The sequence below is a fragment of the Acinetobacter sp. CIP 101934 genome, from assembly GCF_000369585.1.
GTDB classification, from domain to species: domain Bacteria; phylum Pseudomonadota; class Gammaproteobacteria; order Pseudomonadales; family Moraxellaceae; genus Acinetobacter; species Acinetobacter schindleri.
In genome coordinates this window covers 690806-708842 of sequence record NZ_KB850094.1, presented here as the reverse complement: position 1 = coordinate 708842, position 18037 = coordinate 690806, and the positions used below count along the sequence as shown (strand labels likewise).

The 18037-nt window shown below is 45.0% G+C and carries 20 protein-coding genes; 1 reads left to right on the top strand and 19 read right to left on the bottom strand.

Translation table 11 applies throughout. The features are described from left to right. From F899_RS03805 to mazG, 10 genes are all read right to left on the bottom strand, one after another. On the bottom strand, window positions 1-809 hold an 809-nt coding region (locus tag F899_RS03805), incomplete at its 3' end, for an IS4-like element ISAbe18 family transposase (protein WP_005220969.1). A 130-nt stretch (window positions 810-939) separates the two neighbouring features. Further along, window positions 940-1473 carry a ribosome biogenesis factor YjgA gene (yjgA, locus tag F899_RS03800; protein ID WP_005220967.1) on the bottom strand — a complete coding sequence of 178 codons (534 nt, stop codon included), beginning with the start codon at window positions 1471-1473 and terminating at the stop codon, window positions 940-942. A 2-nt stretch (window positions 1474-1475) separates the two neighbouring features. After that, window positions 1476-1745, bottom strand: coding sequence for an HPr family phosphocarrier protein (locus tag F899_RS03795; protein WP_008303424.1), 270 nt, complete (start codon window positions 1743-1745; stop codon window positions 1476-1478). Continuing rightward, on the bottom strand, window positions 1742-2593 hold the full coding sequence (rapZ, locus tag F899_RS03790) for an RNase adapter RapZ (protein WP_005220966.1): 852 nt from the start codon (window positions 2591-2593) through the stop codon (window positions 1742-1744). Before rapZ ends, F899_RS03795 begins: the two co-directional genes overlap by 4 nt. A gap of 14 nt (window positions 2594-2607) precedes the next feature. Continuing rightward, window positions 2608-3459, bottom strand: coding sequence for a pantoate--beta-alanine ligase (gene panC / locus F899_RS03785; RefSeq protein ID WP_005220958.1), 852 nt, complete (start codon window positions 3457-3459; stop codon window positions 2608-2610). Window position 3460: 1 nt separating this feature from the next. Next, window positions 3461-4270, bottom strand: coding sequence for a 3-methyl-2-oxobutanoate hydroxymethyltransferase (gene panB, locus F899_RS03780; RefSeq protein WP_004813084.1), 810 nt, complete (start codon window positions 4268-4270; stop codon window positions 3461-3463). A 52-nt stretch (window positions 4271-4322) separates the two neighbouring features. Next, window positions 4323-4808, bottom strand: coding sequence for a 2-amino-4-hydroxy-6-hydroxymethyldihydropteridine diphosphokinase (folK, locus tag F899_RS03775; RefSeq protein WP_004889973.1), 486 nt, complete (start codon window positions 4806-4808; stop codon window positions 4323-4325). After that, complete coding sequence (gene pcnB / locus F899_RS03770) at window positions 4805-6271, bottom strand: polynucleotide adenylyltransferase PcnB (protein WP_004889977.1); 1467 nt, start codon at window positions 6269-6271, stop codon at window positions 4805-4807. Before pcnB ends, folK begins: the two co-directional genes overlap by 4 nt. 136 nt (window positions 6272-6407) lie before the next feature. Further along, on the bottom strand, window positions 6408-6833 hold the full coding sequence (locus tag F899_RS03765) for a ComEA family DNA-binding protein (protein WP_005220956.1): 426 nt from the start codon (window positions 6831-6833) through the stop codon (window positions 6408-6410). Next, on the bottom strand, window positions 6790-7605 hold the full coding sequence (gene mazG / locus F899_RS03760; protein ID WP_004889985.1) for a nucleoside triphosphate pyrophosphohydrolase: 816 nt from the start codon (window positions 7603-7605) through the stop codon (window positions 6790-6792). The genes F899_RS03765 and mazG overlap by 44 nt, the downstream gene beginning before the upstream one ends. A 90-nt stretch (window positions 7606-7695) precedes the next feature. On the opposite strand from mazG, the gene F899_RS03755 reads away from it, so the two are divergent. Beyond that, window positions 7696-8469, top strand: a complete 774-nt coding sequence (locus tag F899_RS03755; protein ID WP_004889988.1) for an SDR family oxidoreductase — start codon at window positions 7696-7698, stop codon at window positions 8467-8469. Window positions 8470-8486: 17 nt separating this feature from the next. Here the strand turns inward: F899_RS03755 and F899_RS03750 are convergent, their stop codons facing one another. From F899_RS03750 to rlmN, 9 genes are all read right to left on the bottom strand, one after another. Further along, the gene (locus F899_RS03750; protein ID WP_005220954.1) at window positions 8487-9134 is read right to left on the bottom strand and encodes a 4'-phosphopantetheinyl transferase family protein; all 648 of its coding nucleotides are present in this window, start codon (window positions 9132-9134) and stop codon (window positions 8487-8489) included. 107 nt (window positions 9135-9241) lie between these two features. Next, window positions 9242-10654, bottom strand: coding sequence for a ribosome biogenesis GTPase Der (der, locus tag F899_RS03745; protein ID WP_005220952.1), 1413 nt, complete (start codon window positions 10652-10654; stop codon window positions 9242-9244). Window positions 10655-10830: 176 nt separating this feature from the next. Beyond that, complete coding sequence (gene bamB, locus F899_RS03740; protein ID WP_004813098.1) at window positions 10831-11979, bottom strand: outer membrane protein assembly factor BamB; 1149 nt, start codon at window positions 11977-11979, stop codon at window positions 10831-10833. Continuing rightward, window positions 11976-12674: a YfgM family protein gene (locus tag F899_RS03735; protein ID WP_004813100.1), complete on the bottom strand. Its 699-nt coding sequence runs from the start codon at window positions 12672-12674 to the stop codon at window positions 11976-11978. Before F899_RS03735 ends, bamB begins: the two co-directional genes overlap by 4 nt. A gap of 30 nt (window positions 12675-12704) precedes the next feature. After that, entirely contained in the window at window positions 12705-14000 is a 1296-nt protein-coding gene (hisS, locus tag F899_RS03730; RefSeq protein ID WP_004813102.1) for a histidine--tRNA ligase, read from the bottom strand. A gap of 3 nt (window positions 14001-14003) precedes the next feature. Further along, window positions 14004-15125, bottom strand: coding sequence for a flavodoxin-dependent (E)-4-hydroxy-3-methylbut-2-enyl-diphosphate synthase (gene ispG, locus F899_RS03725; RefSeq protein ID WP_004813104.1), 1122 nt, complete (start codon window positions 15123-15125; stop codon window positions 14004-14006). Between the two features lie 23 nt (window positions 15126-15148). Further along, window positions 15149-15940 (bottom strand): helix-turn-helix domain-containing protein, encoded by a 792-nt coding sequence (locus tag F899_RS03720; protein ID WP_004813106.1) that lies wholly within the window; start codon window positions 15938-15940, stop codon window positions 15149-15151. After that, window positions 15931-16731 (bottom strand): type IV pilus biogenesis/stability protein PilW, encoded by an 801-nt coding sequence (gene pilW / locus F899_RS03715; RefSeq protein ID WP_004813108.1) that lies wholly within the window; start codon window positions 16729-16731, stop codon window positions 15931-15933. The genes F899_RS03720 and pilW overlap by 10 nt, the downstream gene beginning before the upstream one ends. Window positions 16732-16745: 14 nt before the next feature. Then, window positions 16746-17981 (bottom strand): dual-specificity RNA methyltransferase RlmN, encoded by a 1236-nt coding sequence (gene rlmN, locus F899_RS03710; RefSeq protein ID WP_005220948.1) that lies wholly within the window; start codon window positions 17979-17981, stop codon window positions 16746-16748. Between the last annotated feature and the right edge of the window lie 56 nt (window positions 17982-18037).

Sequence of the window (18037 nt, the reverse complement as noted above, 5' to 3'; positions counted from 1 at the left end):
CTAAAGTGCTTGCCACTTTGCTGATCTCTATATTCAATTCTTCTTAACACTGGGGCTTTTCTTTTTAGGGCATGTGCGCTATTCAGCTGAATGGTTTCATCTTTTAGAATACCTTTGGATTCAAGCACTGGATGTTGCTGGATCACCTGATACACAGATTTAGGCCTAAAACGTGTGACAAATCCAATGTTTTGAGCAGTCAGACTTGCATACCATTGGTAATCGACATAGCCTTTATCAAAAACTACAATGCTGCCAGCAGGAAACTGGAATTTGCGGCCTTGTACCATGTCATTTTCTTTGCCATTTTCAACTGCAACAAACTCAGGAATATCATTGCTGTGATTCAATCCTATGCTGAGTTTCATGCTGGCTTTTGAGTCGTGAACTTTGGCCCATTCACATAAGGAAAGCGACAGGTCAATATGACTGGCATCCAAGGAATACAAGGGATTCTTAAAGCGAAATTTATGAGCTACTTTTGAGTGTTCATAGTATTTAAGCAACTTGTAAAATAGCTGTTGATACAAGGCAGCAGGCTGCTGCTCATTGATTCGTGCCAGCGTGCTTCGGGGAATAGACTTTGCTCCGAGATGACTTAGCTTTTCCTGTTGGCACTCCAAATTGGATTGAATATCTCTCAGACTTTGCCTACAAGAGAATTGAGACATCAATATGGCAATAAACTGATCCCACCGGGAAGCCGCTCTAAATTTCTGTCCAACATGGTGTACTTTAGCAAGTTGTTCAAAATCCTGTCGCACAACAGGTTTAATTAGCTCATGAAATACGGTATTCTGATGGGACAAAACCTGAATCCTGGTCGTTAAAGTGTTTGTTTGCACTCATATTTTAACTGTTAGGACTCAGGTTTTTTTATTTAAAGCAAACTATGGGACAGCAGTGCCTTCTAGGATCGCCTTCTCTATCGACACGAAATCAATTATCTGAAATCAATGCTACTTGCTGTACATAGTTGAACAGTTTCAGCTTTGATGCTGCAACCTCTTCTTCAGATGCCTGATTTTTTAGATCACGATGTACACGCAAATAATGCTGACGTAAGGTATGACGTTCTGTTGCATTATAGGTTTTGGTAAATTCGTTAATCGCCGGATCACCATCTTTGACAATACGGTCAACCCAACGCTGTAATTGTGCTGTCTTTTTCAAACCCTGTTTTGGGGTCAGATAGGACAGAATTACGGTTTCATTTTCGTTACGTAGTAATTTGCCAATACGTGAGAATTGGCGACGACGTGCTTCATGTGAACTAATTTGCTGAACATCCAGCAAGGCTTCAATCAAACGCTCTTCAACAGGAAGGTTCTTGATTTGTTTCGCACTTAGTTCTGCCAACTGTGCGCCTAAAGCAGCCATACGCTGAACTGCTTTTTTCTGTTCGGTTTTACTTGCGCGTCCCTCTAAAGATTCGAAATCTTCTTCAGTTAAACTGCTCGGTCGACGTGCCACGATTAATCTGCCTCATAAAATTTTGCCGCAAACAGTGCCTGAATTTCAGATAAAGCTTTTTCTTCATCTGCTCCTTCAAGTACCAAGCGTAATGTTGTGCCTTTGCCCGCTCCTAGCATGAGCAAGGACATGATATTTTTTGCATCGACGAGCTTGTCACCCTTTCCAATCTGAATATTGGAACGAAATTTGGTGGTGACTTCAATGAGCTTACCCGATGCCCGCGCATGTAAACCCAATTTGTTAATTACGTCAACCGTCGTATCAATCATGACCAGTGCTTCATTTCTCGGTGGAGGACTTGAACAGACCATTTTGCCTCAAGCGCTTTTTTTAGTCTATCCACAATATAAACAGAACGATGCTGACCACCGGTACAACCTACAGAAACTGTGATGTAGTGACGGTGCCCTTCAGCAAAAGCCGGTAGCCATTTTTCCAAAAAGTGGTGAATGTCCTGGAACATGTCTTCTACCTGCTCACTCTTTTCCAGGAAAGTCTGTACAGGCTGATCCAGTCCGGAAAATTTACGTAGTTCCAGATCCCAGTGCGGGTTAGGCAGATGACGCACATCAAAGACATAATCAGCATCCAATGGAATACCATGTTTATAACCAAAGGACTGTAAAATCAAAATCAGGTTATCGGTCTGACCGAGCTTATGCAGTAAGGTATGCTTCAGGTCATGCACACTTTTGTCAGAAGTATCGATATGTACTGTCGAGCGCAACTGGATCGGAAGCAAAAGTAATTTTTCTTCCTGAATGCATTCATTGAGACTTTTAAAACGTGCAGCCAGCGGATGCGGACGGCGTGAAGCACTAAAACGTGCAATCAGCTCCTGATCCTGCGTAGTCAGATAAATAACATCGACTGTGCCATGCTGTTGCAGCTGTTCAAACACATGATCAAATTCTTGCAGATCCGCCCGGGTGCTACGAACATCCACTCCTAATGCCAACTGTTCCAGGTTATTTTCCTGATCCAGTTTCGCGACAATTTCAGGAAGCAGTGCCAGCGGCAGGTTATCAATACAGTAGTAACCCAGGTCTTCCAGTACCTGCAAGGCAGATGACTTACCTGAACCAGATTGGCCTGTCACAATTAAGATGCGCTTCATGCACTGCTACCCTATTAATGACGTGCAGAATATTTTACCTGCAGATTGTCGATCAAACGTGTTTTACCTAATTTCGCCGCAATGAATAACACAAGATCCTGACTAAATTCATCAATCTTTTGCAATTCTGGCGTACGTGCCTCAATATAATCTACCACAAAACCAGCATCAGTGAGGGTCTGGCGAATACCGGTCAACACCGCATCCAATACCACACCTTCATACAACTGCTGTTCCGCTGCTTTTAAGCTGCGGTAGATCACTGGTGCAGTCTGGCGTTCTTGCTCGGTCAGATAACCGTTCCGTGAACTCAGTGCCAAACCATCTTCAGCGCGCGCTATCGGCACCCCAATCACTTCCAGTGGAATATTCAGGTCTTGCACAAACTGGCGAATCACTGCCAGTTGCTGATAATCTTTTTCACCAAAGAAAGCATAGTTTGGCTGAACCATGTTAAACAATTTTGTCACGACAACTGCTACGCCATCGAAATGCCCCGGACGCTGTAAACCACACAGGTCGTTAGTGATATCCGAAACACTGATATTGGTCAGACGCGGCTTGTTGCCATACATCTGTTCCACACTTGGTGCAAAGACGATGTCACAGCCTACTTCAGCCAATAACTGCTGATCCTGTTCCAAGGTACGTGGATAATTATCAAAATCTTCGTTTGGCCCAAACTGAATCGGATTCACGAAGATGCTGACCACGACTACATCACATAACTTGCGGGCTTCACGTACCAGATTTAAGTGACCTTGATGCAGATTCCCCATGGTGGGTACGAAGCCAATAATTTTACGTGCTGAACGAGCCGGATTTAATGAGGCCGCCAAACCCTGGATGGTAGTTTCTGTTTTCATCTTATAACTCAACCTGGAATGTATGTTCAGGTGCAGGGAATGAGCTGTCTAGTACAGCAGCATGATAGGCCTTGAATGCATCCAGGATTGCATTGGCACCTGATTGTTCTTTCATAAAGTTACGTACAAATTTAGCCGTATGACCAAAGTTCAGCCCCAGCATGTCTTGCACTACAAGCACCTGACCATCCGTATCTACACCCGCACCAATACCAATCACTGGAATCTCCGGGAATAACTCAGCCACTTCTTTGCCAAGTTGTGCAGGCACACATTCAAGCAATAACAAGGCAGCACCAGCTTCAACCACAGCCTTACAGTCAGCAAGCAGCTGATCTGCCGCTGCACGGTTACGTGCCTGTAATTTATAACCACCAAATACATTCACTGATTGTGGTGTCAAACCTAGGTGTACACAAACTGGAATACCGTTACGCGTCATGACCTGTACGGTTTCAGCCAGCCATGCTCCACCTTCCAGCTTGACCATCTGAGCACCCGCCTGCATCACGGTACGGGCACTTTGCAAGGCATCATTCAATGTTGCATAACTCATAAATGGCAGATCAGTCAGGATAAAGGCATGCTGATTCGCACGGCGCACTGCAGCGGTGTGATATGCCATATCTGCTACAGTGACTGGCAAAGTAGAATCATGTCCCTGAATGGTCATACCCAGGGAATCCCCGATCAGAATCGTATCTACTTCGGCAATTTCCATGGCTTTGGCCATGCTGGCATCGTAGCAGGTCAGGCAGGAGAATTTACGGCCGTCCGCCTTGAATCGTCTTAAGTCGCTCAGACTGATCATGAAGGTGTTCCTCTCTTATTGAAGTTCTCGCGAACATACCAATAACTAAAAATTAAATATTTGCCCAATTCGTGCGATCAAGGACCGTCAAAGTCGATTGTTTTACGATGTCCAGGTCTTTTAATGATTGTCCATTCAGCTGTAATTCAGTATCAAGATCCAACAACGGCAATAATACAAAATCACGTTCCATTACACCGACATGCGGCACAGTCAAACGCTCATTCTGAATACGTTCATCACCGTAAATAAGCAGGTCCAGATCCAGGGTACGTTCACCCCAGTGGCGTAAACGTACCCGACCCGCTTCCTGTTCCAATGCCTGTAGACGATCCAGTAAATCGAGTGGTGCCAGATCGGTAATCAACTGCACCACAGCATTATGATAATTTGGCTGATCCTGTGGACCCATCGGTGGACTTTGATACAAATGGGATATTTTCACTGTTCCCAAGCTTGCCAGTTTCTGTACCGCCTCAGCCATAATCTGGCGCGAATCACCAAGATTACTGCCTAAGCCAATATAAGTAATGGTCATTGTGTCGGTCCAAAAACAACTTGGCTTAAATCACGCTGTACACGCTTACGTTTCATAATTGGATGATCCGGACCAATCTCACCGCTTGCACTCGCTGCTGCATGAGAAACTGGTTTCTCTGCTGCTGGCTTAGGTTTGCGGGTACGACGGTTACGTGGTTCCGGCTCATTGACTAATGGCTCAATCTCAGTGGTTTCCTGAACAGCAAGACGCTGTTCCAGATGCTCTTCCTGAGTCGCTTTACGACGGCTCTTGGCACGCTGACGGTTATACTGTGCAATGGCACGTTCTTTTTCGTCACCGCCCATTTGCTGATAAGCATCCCACCAGCTCCCCATGCCCTGTGCCGTTTCATCACCTGATTTTTCGCGGAGTAACAGGAAGTCAAAGCCGGCACGAAAACGCGCATGACCAGACAGCGCTTCAATCTGCTGCGGTTTTGGATTCAACAGCCGGGTCTGCATTTCCCAGACTTCACGGATAAAGGTTTCCGCAAAACGTGGAATGATGGTACGGGTTGCTTGACGCTTCAGCACATCCAGGCCTGCTTGAGCACGTGCTTCAGCTGGAATAATGCCTTTACTCAAGTAGAAATCACAACGTTCCAGGAATGGCTTCCATAACAATACAGCATAGAAGAACGCGGGATTAATCGTCTTGCCAATCGAAATACGCTGATCGGTATTGGTCGCAGCACGTTCAATAAACGGTGTGATTTCGGGCTTGATCTCTGCAAACAGCTGACGCCAGATCCCGAAATCAATCAGCATTGGCAAGACGCGGTTGAGATGCCCCATGGTGAACAGCTTCTGTGACTCATCATAAAGACGATGCGGAGATACATCACGAAGCAGCTGGGTCATTTCTGGTGTAAAAATATCCAGAATCGCTTCATCAATATTGAAATTTAATTTTGCTGCAAAACGCAACGTACGCAGCATACGGACTGGATCTTCTTCAAAGCGGAGTATTGGATCACCCAGCAGGCGCAGTGTTTTATGTTTAATATCATCTACTGCATTGCAGAAATCCAGCACAATACCTTTACGTGGCTGGTAATACATTGCATTAATCGAGAAATCACGGCGAGCAAAGTCCTGCTCGATAGTTCCCCAGTTATTGTCACGCAGAATCATGCCCTGCGCCGAAGTGACGGCCTTTTTCGGCGGTGCCCGGAAAGTCGCGACTTCTACCAGTTCGCGACCAGAATAGACATGAGCCAGCTCAAAACGACGCCCGATAATACGACAACGTCGCCCGAATACTTCTTTGACCTGAGCGGGAGTTGCGTTAGTGACAGCATCGAAATCCTTGGGATTCAAGCCCAGCATCAGATCTCGTACACCACCACCAACAATATAAGCTTCATAGCCGGCCTTATTTAAGGCATCAATCACATCGAGGATATAAGAAGGTAATTGAGCGGTTGATAAACCACATTTTGACGCGCGCAAAGTTTGCAAAAGACGCTGTCTCCTACGTCTGAACGTAAAATTCTAAGATGACGCTAATCATATCGCTTACACGGCTAAAGGGCAATTTGATTATGTCAATCCTGTATCCAGCAATGATAGAGGATTCACTTTAAATTTAGATGATTTACAGCGCCAGTCGAGCTTGATTTTTAGCAAATAGTGCGGGACCAATCCCCTTGACCAGCTGAATATCCTCAACACGTTTAAACTTGCCATGCGTGTTGCGATATTCAATAATTGCTTCTGCTTTCTTCTGACCAATGCCATGCAGCTGCTGCAACTGCTCGACCGTAGCGGAATTCAGCCGGATCCTGTCTGCACTGGAAACAGCTGCAAGCTCCGGCTTCGCCAGATAGTGATTGCTATGATTTTGGGATGGCTGATTCTGCTGTTGTTTCAGCCGTGCATCATATTGTTGCTGTTTAGCCTTCCAGTCGGCGTAACTTTCATTTTGAGCAGCAGCTGCAAACGAACTGCACAGTACAGATAAAATTGTGAGGATAATACTAATCAGTTCTCTGCTGATTGGCTGAAGTTTTATGATTTTCATGCATGGCCCGTTGTTTTAATTCTTGTTTCGCCTGTTCCCACAACTGATCCAGTTCAGTCAGTGACAGGTCTTCTATATTCAGATTCTGTTGTACTGCCTGATGTTCCATCAAGGCAAATCGAGTACGGAATTTATGGATGGTACCTAATAGTGCCATCTCACTCGAAATTCCAAGTTTACGACCAACATTAACCAGAGAGAATAAGCAATCACCAAATTCTTCCAGAATTTCGTCGGATTTCTGTCCTACCATTGCCTCTTTAAATTCACCTAACTCTTCTTCAAGCTTACCGAATGCACCATCCACATCAGGAAAATCAAAACCAATTTTTGCCACATTTTTCTGGATTTCATCTGCCTGTACGAGTGACGGTGCATGTTTCACGTCATCCAGACGGGAACGGGGCTTATCCTGTTTTTCTTGTGCCTTAATCTTTTTCCACAATACAGCCACATCTTCAGGGCTGAGTTTGGAAAACTGTTCAGCCTGAAATACATGCGGATGACGGCGGATTAATTTATCGCTAATCGCCTGTACTACATCCTGGAAATTAAAAGCACCTTGCTCACTGTACATCTGCGACTGAAAAACCACTTGTAATAACAGGTCACCCAGCTCATCACGTACATCTTCAGCCTTACCGGAACGAACAGCCGCTTCAACTTCATACGCCTCTTCAATCGCATAACGCGTTAATGATTCAGGTGTCTGCTGTTGATCCCACGGACATTTTTCACGTAGTTCTCGCATGATGCTCAGTAATTGTTCCACCTTAAAACCTCTTTATTTTATCGGACAAGAAAATATCTTTTGCTCAATGTTTGCTATGCTCTAAAAACAATCAACATGGAGGTGAGCTCAATGCACAGTATCTTTATTAGCGGTGCAGCACAAGGAATCGGTGCTGCTGTTGCCAGCCTATTTTGCCACGAGGATTACAAGGTCGGTATTTACGATCTGAATATTAGCCTTGCCGAACAACTGGCTGAACAGTTAGGCCCGAATGCGCATGCAGGTTATCTGGATGTCGCCAGTTATGCATCCTGGCAAACCGCCTTAGAAGATTTTGAAGCCTGGGCAGGCAAGATCAATATTCTGGTGAATAATGCCGGCATTCTCTATTCAGGAAATTTTGAAAAGACCCCCATTGAAGCACACCATCATACGGTCGATATTAATATCAAGGGTGTGATCAATGGCTGTCATGCGGCCTTTCCCTTTCTGGAGCGTGCTGCTTTTGCCCGGGTCATTAACCTTTCCTCTGCTTCCGCGATCTATGGTCAGGCTGATCTCGCTTCTTATGCGACCAGTAAATTTGCCGTACGAGGCCTGACAGAAAGCCTGGATATTGAATGGCACAAGCATGGCATCCGGGTCATGGATGTGATGCCACTTTTTGTGCGCACTGCAATGGTTCAGGATATGCAGGCAGAAAGCATCAAGAAAATGGGCGTACATTTGAGTGCAGAAGATGTCGCTCAGGATATTTTAAAACTGGTACAGCGCAAGGACAATTTACTGGTTCCTACCCATCAGCCAGTCGGCTTTAAAAGCCAGTTCTTATACCATTTGTCACGTTTCAGTCCGCAGTTTGTGAACCGCATGAGTAATTTGCTAATTGCCCGAAAACCCTGATTCTTATATCCCCCTGTTTATGCTACCGGATACTGGTAAATCTGAATCTGTGGAAAACTGAAGCCACGACAGGACTGCTCAGCCTGCCATGCCACGCTGAGCACACAATCACCAAATACATAGTTTTGAAATCCAAAGACCCCAAGCTGCGCATGCTGACACAGGCCACCCTGCTGCTGTGGATGTACTTTAGTATTGAGCTCACTTAAGTTCATACGAATACCCATACCATGTGCTTTTAATACTGCTTCTTTGGTAGTCCAGACCTTAAACCAGTATTCAGGATCACTGTCTAGCTGTTGCCAGGTTGCGTATTCTTCAGGGTGAAAGGCATGCCGTGCCAATGCATCAAAACGAACTTTACGGCTTAATTCTTCAACATCCACCCCAATTTCTTTGACTGTTTGGCTCATGGCAAGTGCATAAAAATTTTGGCTATGGCTATGGTTAAAGGCAATATTTGAGTGGTCTTTGAGATAGGGTTTGCCATGCTCTGCACGTGCAAGATCATGATCGCAAATTGAGAAATTCAAAGCACTGGATAAATACTGATTTCGCAATTGAACGATGTGTTGTTTACGTTGCTGGAGATACGCTTGACGCGTTAGTCCGCCAGATATGGCTTGAACTGGCAGTTTGTGTAAATCAATTCGAATCTGACGCATCACATGGTCCTTTATTGCTCAAGTGAATTATAAAACAGTTCAGACCTCTATGGTGAAAGCACAAAAAAGCCTGCTATTGCAGGCTTTTTACTTTATTCAAATACAGATTAACCGCGTTTGAATTTCTTCTCAGCTTTCTTGAATTTCTGTACATAACGACGGCGACGCGCAGCAGTACGTTCGTCCAGTTGTGACTTACGACCTTCGAACGGGTTTTCTGAAGTTTTAAATTCAATTCTTACTGGTGTACCTTCAAGTTTATAAACTTTGCGGAACACATTTTCCAGGTAACGACGGTAATCCGCAGGAGTTTTATCGACCTTGTTACCATGAATGACAATGGTCGGTGGATTCTGACCGCCAATGTGCGCATAACGCATTTTGATACGACGGCCTTGAACAGTTGGCGGCTGGTGAGCTTCAGTCGCATCTTGCAGAATCTGGGTGATTTTTGCAGGAGAGACTTTCAGGTGTGAAGAATCATAGGCACGGTGGATCGAAGGATAAAGCTCACCGACACCGGTACCATGTAATGCAGAGATCAAGTGAATCTTCGCCCATGGAATGAAGTCAAAACGACGTTCCACATCCAGCTTGCACTGCTTACGATCATATTCAGACATGTTGTCCCATTTATTGATCGCAATCACCATGGCACGACCTGCTTCAATCGCATAACCGATCAAGTGCAAGTCCTGCTCTACAATTCCTTCACGTGCATCAACAACTACGACAACCACGTGCGCATCTTTCATCGCCTGCAAAGTTTTCACGATTGAGAATTTCTCAATCATCTCATCGACTTTACCTTTACGACGTACACCTGCGGTATCGATCAAAGTGTATTTACGGCCATCACGTTCAAATGGAATGTAAATCGAGTCACGTGTTGTACCAGGCTGGTCAAATGCCACCACACGCTCTTCACCCAGTAAACGGTTGACCAAGGTGGATTTACCAACGTTCGGACGACCAATAATCGCTAAACGCAAACCGGTATTTTTATCGTGTTCAGCTTCAGACTCATCTTCAGGCACATCTGCAAGTACTTCTTCAAGCATCTGCTGTACACCACGACCATGACTCGCCGCCACTTGCATCGGCTCGCCCATGCCAAGTTTATAGAACTCAACTAAAGCAGCTTCTGCGTGTACTCCATCTACCTTGTTCGCAACGAGGAAGACTTTTTTACCCAAAGTACGCAGCTCACGGGCAATCTGTTCATCAGATGCCAACAATCCGGCACGTGCATCGACCACAAAGATGATCATATCTGCTTCATGGATTGCAGTTTTAGACTGCTCTGCCATGTAAGAGTCGATCCCACCTTCGTTCTCACCGATACCGCCAGTATCAACGACAATGAAGGATTTATTTTGATAGACAGCATCGCCATACTTACGGTCACGTGTCAGACCTGCAAAGTCTGCCACCAATGCGTCACGGCTCTTGGTTATCTGGTTGAACAGAGTTGATTTTCCGACGTTCGGACGACCAATGAGCGCAATTACGGGTTTCATAGATTAACCTTTATTCAATATCAGGCTGTCTAAAAATGGCCTGAACATCAGAAAGTTCTGGAAGAAAATGGGAATAGGATTAAAGCCTAAAATAAATAAAAACACGGGGCATTGAACATTCAATCACCCCGCGTAAAAAATACGGTTGGCTTATTTTAGCATAAGCCACAGAAAAATTAACGATTCTGCCAGATACTGTAAGCACCCTTACGTGTCGACACATAGAGCTGGTTGTCGATCACACGCAGTGTGCGAACTTCACCAGAAGTCTTGGAACGACCAACAATCTGTCCAGTAGACGGATCAATCAAGTGTAATACACCGTCCAGGTCACCGACTACAAGGTCTGTACCCAGCATGACCGGGTTGCTCAGCTGACGGTTTAACAGCTGGTCATTTTCCCAGAGTTTCTGGCCAGACGTAATTTCATAGGCGGTGATTTTACCATCAGTCTGGGCAACAAAGACACCGTTACCTACAACTTCTGGACGCTGGATACTGCTGGCATCTTCACTCCAGATCACCTGCTGTGAAGCCAGATCAAGCACAGTCACCTGACCTTGATAGCTGGTTGTTACTACAAACTGACCAGCAACGACCGGCTCACCATCAAGATCATTCAAACGTTGAATATCGGAGCGACCATCAGATACCGCTACACGGCGCTGCATTTTTGGCACGCCAGTAACTGCATCCAGAGCATAAATATAGCCATTTGCTGAAGCAATCAGTACATGACGTGGGTCAAGTGCAACTGGCGCCGCTATACCACGCAGGCTGAATTGTACATTAGGTAGCTTATAAGTCCACACCTGTTTACCAGTACTGACTTCATGAGCGAAGACCATACCGTCATTCGCTACGGTAATCACACGGTCTGCGTGCACTAAAGAGGGTGCAATAATGGCCCCCGACAATTGGGCAGCCCAACGTTGTTCACCCGTCTGCTGATCTAAAGCAAACAGCTGACCTTTGGTATTGCCTGCAATCACCAGACCAGAAGCCGCCTCCACACCCGCGCTTAAGCCGGCTTTAGACACTTTTTTCTGCCAAAGACGTTGCTTGCCCTGATAAGCAGAAATTTCCCCATTTGGATTAATGGCAAAAATCACACCGTTGTCTGCATCGAGGCGTAAACGTAATGGATCTGCTTCATCCGTAGAAGAAACACTGCTAGAAAATACAGGAACTAGTGATTTTGCCTGTGCAAGTTTAGGAAGTGGATTTGGCTTGGCTTCTTCCACTTTAATGGTTTTCCCCGCACAACCTGCCAAAGCAAGGGTTAAAACGGTTAAGGCACAGGTGAGTTTGTATTTTCTATTCATTCAGTTTCTTCCACTTGTGTATCTATAATCGGGCGTTCAATTTCAGGATCATCGACCAATACGCCAACACTTTCTAGTTTAATTTGTAAAATCTGACGTTCTTCTTTGCGTTCTACCAAAGTATCCCATGCACTTTGATACACTTTCTTGGCATTTTCAATATCATTTTTGGCAACATAGATATCTCCACGTGCTTCATCCGCAGTTGCTTTAAAAGCAGGCTCATTCACCGCTTCTAAAGTTTTCAATGCTGCATCATATTTTTTCTGTGCCAGCTGGGCATATGCCAGACGAAGTTTAACTACTTGCACCAGACCTGCATCATCCACCTTGGAGTTTTCAACTTTCTTCAGTGCACGTTCAGCTGCTGCATAATCTTCTTTGTCATAAGCCAGTTTTGCCATTACTAGCTGAGTCTGAATCGCCTGCGCTGAGTCAGGTGCTTCCTTGACAATCTTGTCCGCAGTATCAGACAGTTTAGCAAACGCATCGCCCTGAGTAGAACGTGCATCATCCATTAACTGCTGTACCTTGGCCGTTTGCTTCTGCGACTCCGCCAGGTTCTTCTTCTGCCAATATTCCCATCCAAAAAAGGCAATCAGCGCAACCAGAATCCCGGTAATGATTGAAGAGCCATACTTCTTTGTGAAGGATTTCAAACTTTCAAGTTGTTCATCACCACCAATTGCGCTCATGTGATTACCCCTTTCCTAATGTTTTATCGATTATTTTGAAGAAATTTTAGTTGTGAAGAATGCCACAAAATCAGTAAATGGCACATCTGATTGCTCTGCCGTTGCCAGCTCTTTTACGGTAAAAGTCTGTGCTTCCAGTTCACGTTCACCCATAATCACGGCATAGATCGCACCAGACTGGTCTGCCTTTTTCATTTGCGATTTCATTGAACCTTGTGAGCCAACTTTCAGGCGAATGCTACTCCCGGCAGCTTCTAACTGGTCACGAATCTGTTCAGCTAATACCAGTGCCTGACCTTGAGAAGCAGGGTCTGCCACCAGGAATACTTCACAATCACGTACAGGTGTGTTGTCTTCAACTTGCTCCAGTAAAAGTAGTAAGCGCTCCATCCCCATCGCAAAACCAACCGCAGATACAGACTGGTCTGCCTTACCTTTTAACTGACCCACCAGACCATCATAACGACCGCCGGCACAGACTGTACCCTGTGAACCTAAATGCGTTGTGGTCCATTCAAATACGGTTTTGTTGTAGTAATCCAGACCACGTACCAGTTTCTGGTTGATGACAAAGCTGACGCCTGCATCAGTCAAGTATTGCTGTAACTGGTTAAAGTGCGCCAGTGTTTCTTCACCCATAAAGTCATGCAGTTTAGGTGCATTTTCTAAAATAGACTGAGTTTTGGCATCTTTAGAATCCAGGATACGTAATGGATTCGTGGTCAAACGACGCTGAGAATCTTCATCCAGATCGGTTTTATGCGCTTCCAAGAATTCAACCAATGCCGCGCGGTATGCCGCACGTTCATCCGACTCACCCAAAGTGTTGAGTTCAAGCTGGACTTTATCGGCAACACCCATACGTTTCCATAAACGCGCTGTCATTAAAATCAATTCAGCATCTTGATCTGGCGTTGCTACACCAAAAGTTTCCACACCAAACTGGTGGAACTGACGGTAACGGCCTTTTTGTGGTTTTTCATAACGGAACATAGGTCCGACATACCACACTTTCGGGGTCGCACCACGCAGCAGGTTATGCTCAAGCATGGCACGTACGCAACCTGCTGTACCCTCAGGACGCAGCGTCAAAGACTCCGGTGGATTGCCTTTGTCCAGAAAAGTGTACATTTCTTTTTCAACGATATCCGTTGCATCACCGATTGAACGTTTGAACAGATTGGTCTGTTCAACGATTGGCAAACGAATTTGTTGATAGCCATAGGCATCCATTAGGCCCGATAAATGCTGTTCAAGACGTCTCCAAGCTGGGGTTTGCGTTGGGAGAATGTCATTAAAACCTTTGATTGCGACGATTGAACTCATGATCTACTCAGGAAAACTTGTACGAATAATTTCTTTAGATTTAGCTTCTTCAAGCTCGGAAACACGTTGACGAACCATAGCTTCGATTTCATCAACCAGTTGATTGGTATCGATTAAATGGCTCTTTTCGCCATTACGATACACCAGTGAACGTGGACTTGCACCTACTACACCAATGTCGGCTTCCTTAGCTTCACCCGGACCATTTACTTTACAGCCGATCACCGATACATCCATTGGTGTACGAATATCTTCCAAACGTTCTTCAAGCGATTGCATCACTTTAATTACGTTAAATTCCTGACGTGAGCAGCTCGGGCAGGCAATGAAGTTAATCCCATTAGAACGTAAACCCAGTGATTTTAAAATATCAAAACCGATCTTCACTTCTTCTTCAGGTTCTGCTGCCAATGAAATACGCATGGTGTCACCAATGCCTTCCATCAACAGACCACCAAGGGCGATTGCAGACTTCACCGAACCTGTACGGTAAATGCCCGCCTCAGTCACACCCAAGTGCAGCGGATTATCAATCTGTTTAGACAGCAGGCGATAAGCATCCATGGTCAGGAACACATTTGATGCTTTTACCGATATTTTAAATTCATGGAAATCTAAACGGTCTAAAATATCGATATGACGCATCGCCGATTCAAGCAGTGCTTCGCCTGTCGGCTCGCCATATTTTTTCTGGATGTCTTTTTCTAATGAACCAGCATTGACACCAATACGCATCGAGATATCGTTATGACGCGCAGCTGCCACGACTTCACGAATCTTGGCTTCTGAACCGATGTTACCTGGGTTAATACGCAGACAGTCTGCGCCCAAGTCAGCTACTGCTAGGGCAATTTTGTAGTCGAAGTGAATGTCTGCAACCAATGGCACACTCACCTGTTTACGGATTTCCCCAAACGCTGCCGCTGCTTCCATACTTGGTACAGAAACACGCATGATATCAGCACCCGCATCGACACAACGCTGGATCTGTGCGACCGTTGCAGCTACATCACAGGTTTCGGTATTGGTCATACTCTGGATGCTGATAGGTGCATCACCACCGACATAAACAGAACCAACACGAATCTTGCGGGTTAGACGGCGTTGAATCGGATTCACAATCATGATTTGTTTCTACTCTCTTGCCATTAACGTGATAAACGGAATTCTGCTTTTCCGTTTACAGTATATGGTGACAATGAAATATTTTCGTTATTCAGGGTCATGGCCACAGCGGTTGCATCATCAAGACGGATCTGAAATGGAGTTTCACCATTTAAATCCAATGTTGATGATTGACGACCAGTAGCAAGCACTTTACCGGTTGAGTCAATAATATGGACTGAAGTAGGACGGCTAAATTCAAGTTTTAGCTGATCACCAGATACTGTTGCATTGGAATCCATATTAATGATTTCAACGTCTGATGCCTGAGTCATTACTTCCGGTTCCACTTCAGCGCTACTATTGCCTGACCAGTTTTGGATCATCGCGACCAATGCACCTAAAACTGCTAACGCCACTAATGCGATTAAACCGCGTTTTAACCATTTACGGTTACGGTCACGATTAGAGCCTGGTAATTTACCCATAATCTTGATTGGGGAATTGTTCAAGGCATGATTCGGTAACAGACCGGTATCATTGGCATAAATCTCATCAAAACGTTGAATGATATTCGATGCATCGACGCCTAAGAACTTCGCATAAGTACGATAATAACCCTTGATAAAGGTCGCTTCCGGTAAAGCTTTATAATCATCCTGTTCCAGTGCAGTCAAAGTTTTGACTGGAATATTCAGTTCACTTTCAACATCTTCCAGCTCAAGTTTCTGGTTGATACGAATCTGGCGCAAGTACTCACCTGGACGTTGAACATTTCCTAACGCGTTTGGCGCTACGCTCGAATTATTCGATGGTGAATTAGGATTTACTTCCATACGGCCTCAGTAGTGTACTGTAATTGCAAATAACGTTGGTATTCCGGGCTTTCAGGGAATAATGCGCGCAATTGATTGACCAATACTTGCATGCCCATTTGATCACCCTCGGCACGCGCAGTACGAATGCCGATCCAGAGCGCACGAGCACCCTGGTTTTTCTGTCCCACTGAACGTACAAATTGTTGATACATATTCGACGCCGCCGGGAACTGCTGATTCAGATAAAAAATCTCTGCCAACTCTAACATTGAAATGTAAGAATCGCGATTGGCTTGCAGGGCCTGTTTGAATGATTTTTCAGCATTCACCAGATTGCCCTGCTTCAGGTAGATCCGTCCCATATTTTCAAGCGCAAGATAACGCTGGTCATAGCCCAGTGTCGCGCCTGCAATTGCAAACTGTTCAATTGCATCATTATAACGTTCAAGCTGATACAAATAGGTGCCATAATTGTTACGTGCCTGTGCATTTTTAGGTTCGGCTGAAATCGCGCGCTTAAAATAAGTTTCGGCACGATCCAAGTTCAGCTTACTGCCTTCCTGCTGTAACAAAACACCCATCATCATATTGGCTTGAGCATCACGTGAATTAATTTTAAGCGCCTCATCTAGCGCTCTTTTCGCTGAATCCAGATCACCAGTCTTCAGATATTCAACCGCCAATTGAGTACGCACCTGGGTCGCTTTTTTAGGATCCTTTTTACCCACTTCTGCCGTTTGACAGCCAGATAGAGCAATAGAAACACATACTGTTGTAATAAAAGCAATTTTAGATGTCAGATTTCTCAATTGGTGACCTCTTGTTATCCTTGTGAGCGCATAATCTCATTGGACTGCGCGATTTTCTTCTTCCACTGTTCCGCACGACGGGTACGGTCAGCAACTTGTCCCACTAATTGACCACACGCAGCATCAATATCATCACCACGTGTCTGACGAATCGTACACACAAAACCTGCATCAGACAAAGTTTTTTGGAAAGAAATAATACGGTTACGGCTTGAGCGGCCATAAGGCGCATGCGGGAACGGATTAAATGGAATCAGGTTAATTTTGCTTGGCAAATTCTTCAATAATTTAATCATCTGCTGGGCATGTTCCGGTTTGTCATTCACGCCGTCCAGCATGACATATTCAATGGTGACATGTTTACGTGCGCTTTCATTGCCATCTTTAGTGATATAGCGCTGACATGCTGCAATAAGTTGCTCAAGCGGATATTTTTTATTGATTGGCACGAGTTCATTACGCAGTTCATCATTAGGTGCATGCAATGAAATCGCCAGAGCGACATCAATATCTTGAGCCAATTGGTCAATTTTAGGCACCACACCTGATGTTGATAGTGTCACACGGCGTTTTGACATACCGTAGGCAAAGTCATCCAGCATGATACGCATTGAATTGAGTACAGCATCGTAATTCAATAACGGTTCGCCCATCCCCATCATAACGACATTGGTCACTGAACGCTCACGCTCAAGCACGGGCACATCTTCCATATAGGAATAGTTTGCCATCCATAACTGGCCGATAATTTCAGCTTGGCTTAAATCACGCTGGAAACCCTGTTTACCCGTTGAACAGAATGAACAGTCCAGCGCACAGCCCACCTGTGAAGAAATACATAAGGTCTTACGTGAGCCAGTTTTATCTTCTGCTGGAATGAGGACAGTTTCAACCAGTGAACCTTCACCATCACCGACACGGAACACCCATTTACGCGTACCGTCTTTAGAATAATTTTTATGCACCACTTCGGGCGCTTTAATTTCACAAATCTTTTCCAGCTTTTCACGCAACTTGCCTGAGATATTGGTCATCTCAGCAAAATCAGTCACAAAAAATTGGTGAATCCACTTCATCACCTGTCCGGCACGAAACTTCTTCTCACCCATATCTTCGAAGAATTTTTCCATTTGCGGACGTGACATGCCAAGTAAGTTCACTTTCTCGACAGCCTTTTGCTGTGCTGGAGCGGATGGAGTGTGTTGCTGTGCCTCAGAAACTGCTGATACAGCGACTGCTTCAGTACTCATATGTATTACCTAAACCATGTCTAAAGATGAAAGGAGAAGCTCAATATCTGAGCAAA

Coding starts and splice junctions, on each gene's coding strand:
- F899_RS03795 (WP_008303424.1), bottom strand. CDS start 1,745: ATGATTGATACGACGGTTGACGTAATTAACAAATTGGGTTTACATGCG.
- rapZ (WP_005220966.1), bottom strand. CDS start 2,593: ATGAAGCGCATCTTAATTGTGACAGGCCAATCTGGTTCAGGTAAGTCA.
- panC (WP_005220958.1), bottom strand. CDS start 3,459: ATGAAAACAGAAACTACCATCCAGGGTTTGGCGGCCTCATTAAATCCG.
- panB (WP_004813084.1), bottom strand. CDS start 4,270: ATGATCAGTCTGAGCGACTTAAGACGATTCAAGGCGGACGGCCGTAAA.
- folK (WP_004889973.1), bottom strand. CDS start 4,808: ATGACCATTACTTATATTGGCTTAGGCAGTAATCTTGGTGATTCGCGC.
- F899_RS03765 (WP_005220956.1), bottom strand. CDS start 6,833: ATGAAAATCATAAAACTTCAGCCAATCAGCAGAGAACTGATTAGTATT.
- F899_RS03755 (WP_004889988.1), top strand. CDS start 7,696: ATGCACAGTATCTTTATTAGCGGTGCAGCACAAGGAATCGGTGCTGCT.
- F899_RS03750 (WP_005220954.1), bottom strand. CDS start 9,134: ATGCGTCAGATTCGAATTGATTTACACAAACTGCCAGTTCAAGCCATA.
- der (WP_005220952.1), bottom strand. CDS start 10,654: ATGAAACCCGTAATTGCGCTCATTGGTCGTCCGAACGTCGGAAAATCA.
- bamB (WP_004813098.1), bottom strand. CDS start 11,979: ATGAATAGAAAATACAAACTCACCTGTGCCTTAACCGTTTTAACCCTT.
- F899_RS03735 (WP_004813100.1), bottom strand. CDS start 12,674: ATGAGCGCAATTGGTGGTGATGAACAACTTGAAAGTTTGAAATCCTTC.
- hisS (WP_004813102.1), bottom strand. CDS start 14,000: ATGAGTTCAATCGTCGCAATCAAAGGTTTTAATGACATTCTCCCAACG.
- ispG (WP_004813104.1), bottom strand. CDS start 15,125: ATGATTGTGAATCCGATTCAACGCCGTCTAACCCGCAAGATTCGTGTT.
- F899_RS03720 (WP_004813106.1), bottom strand. CDS start 15,940: ATGGAAGTAAATCCTAATTCACCATCGAATAATTCGAGCGTAGCGCCA.
- rlmN (WP_005220948.1), bottom strand. CDS start 17,981: ATGAGTACTGAAGCAGTCGCTGTATCAGCAGTTTCTGAGGCACAGCAA.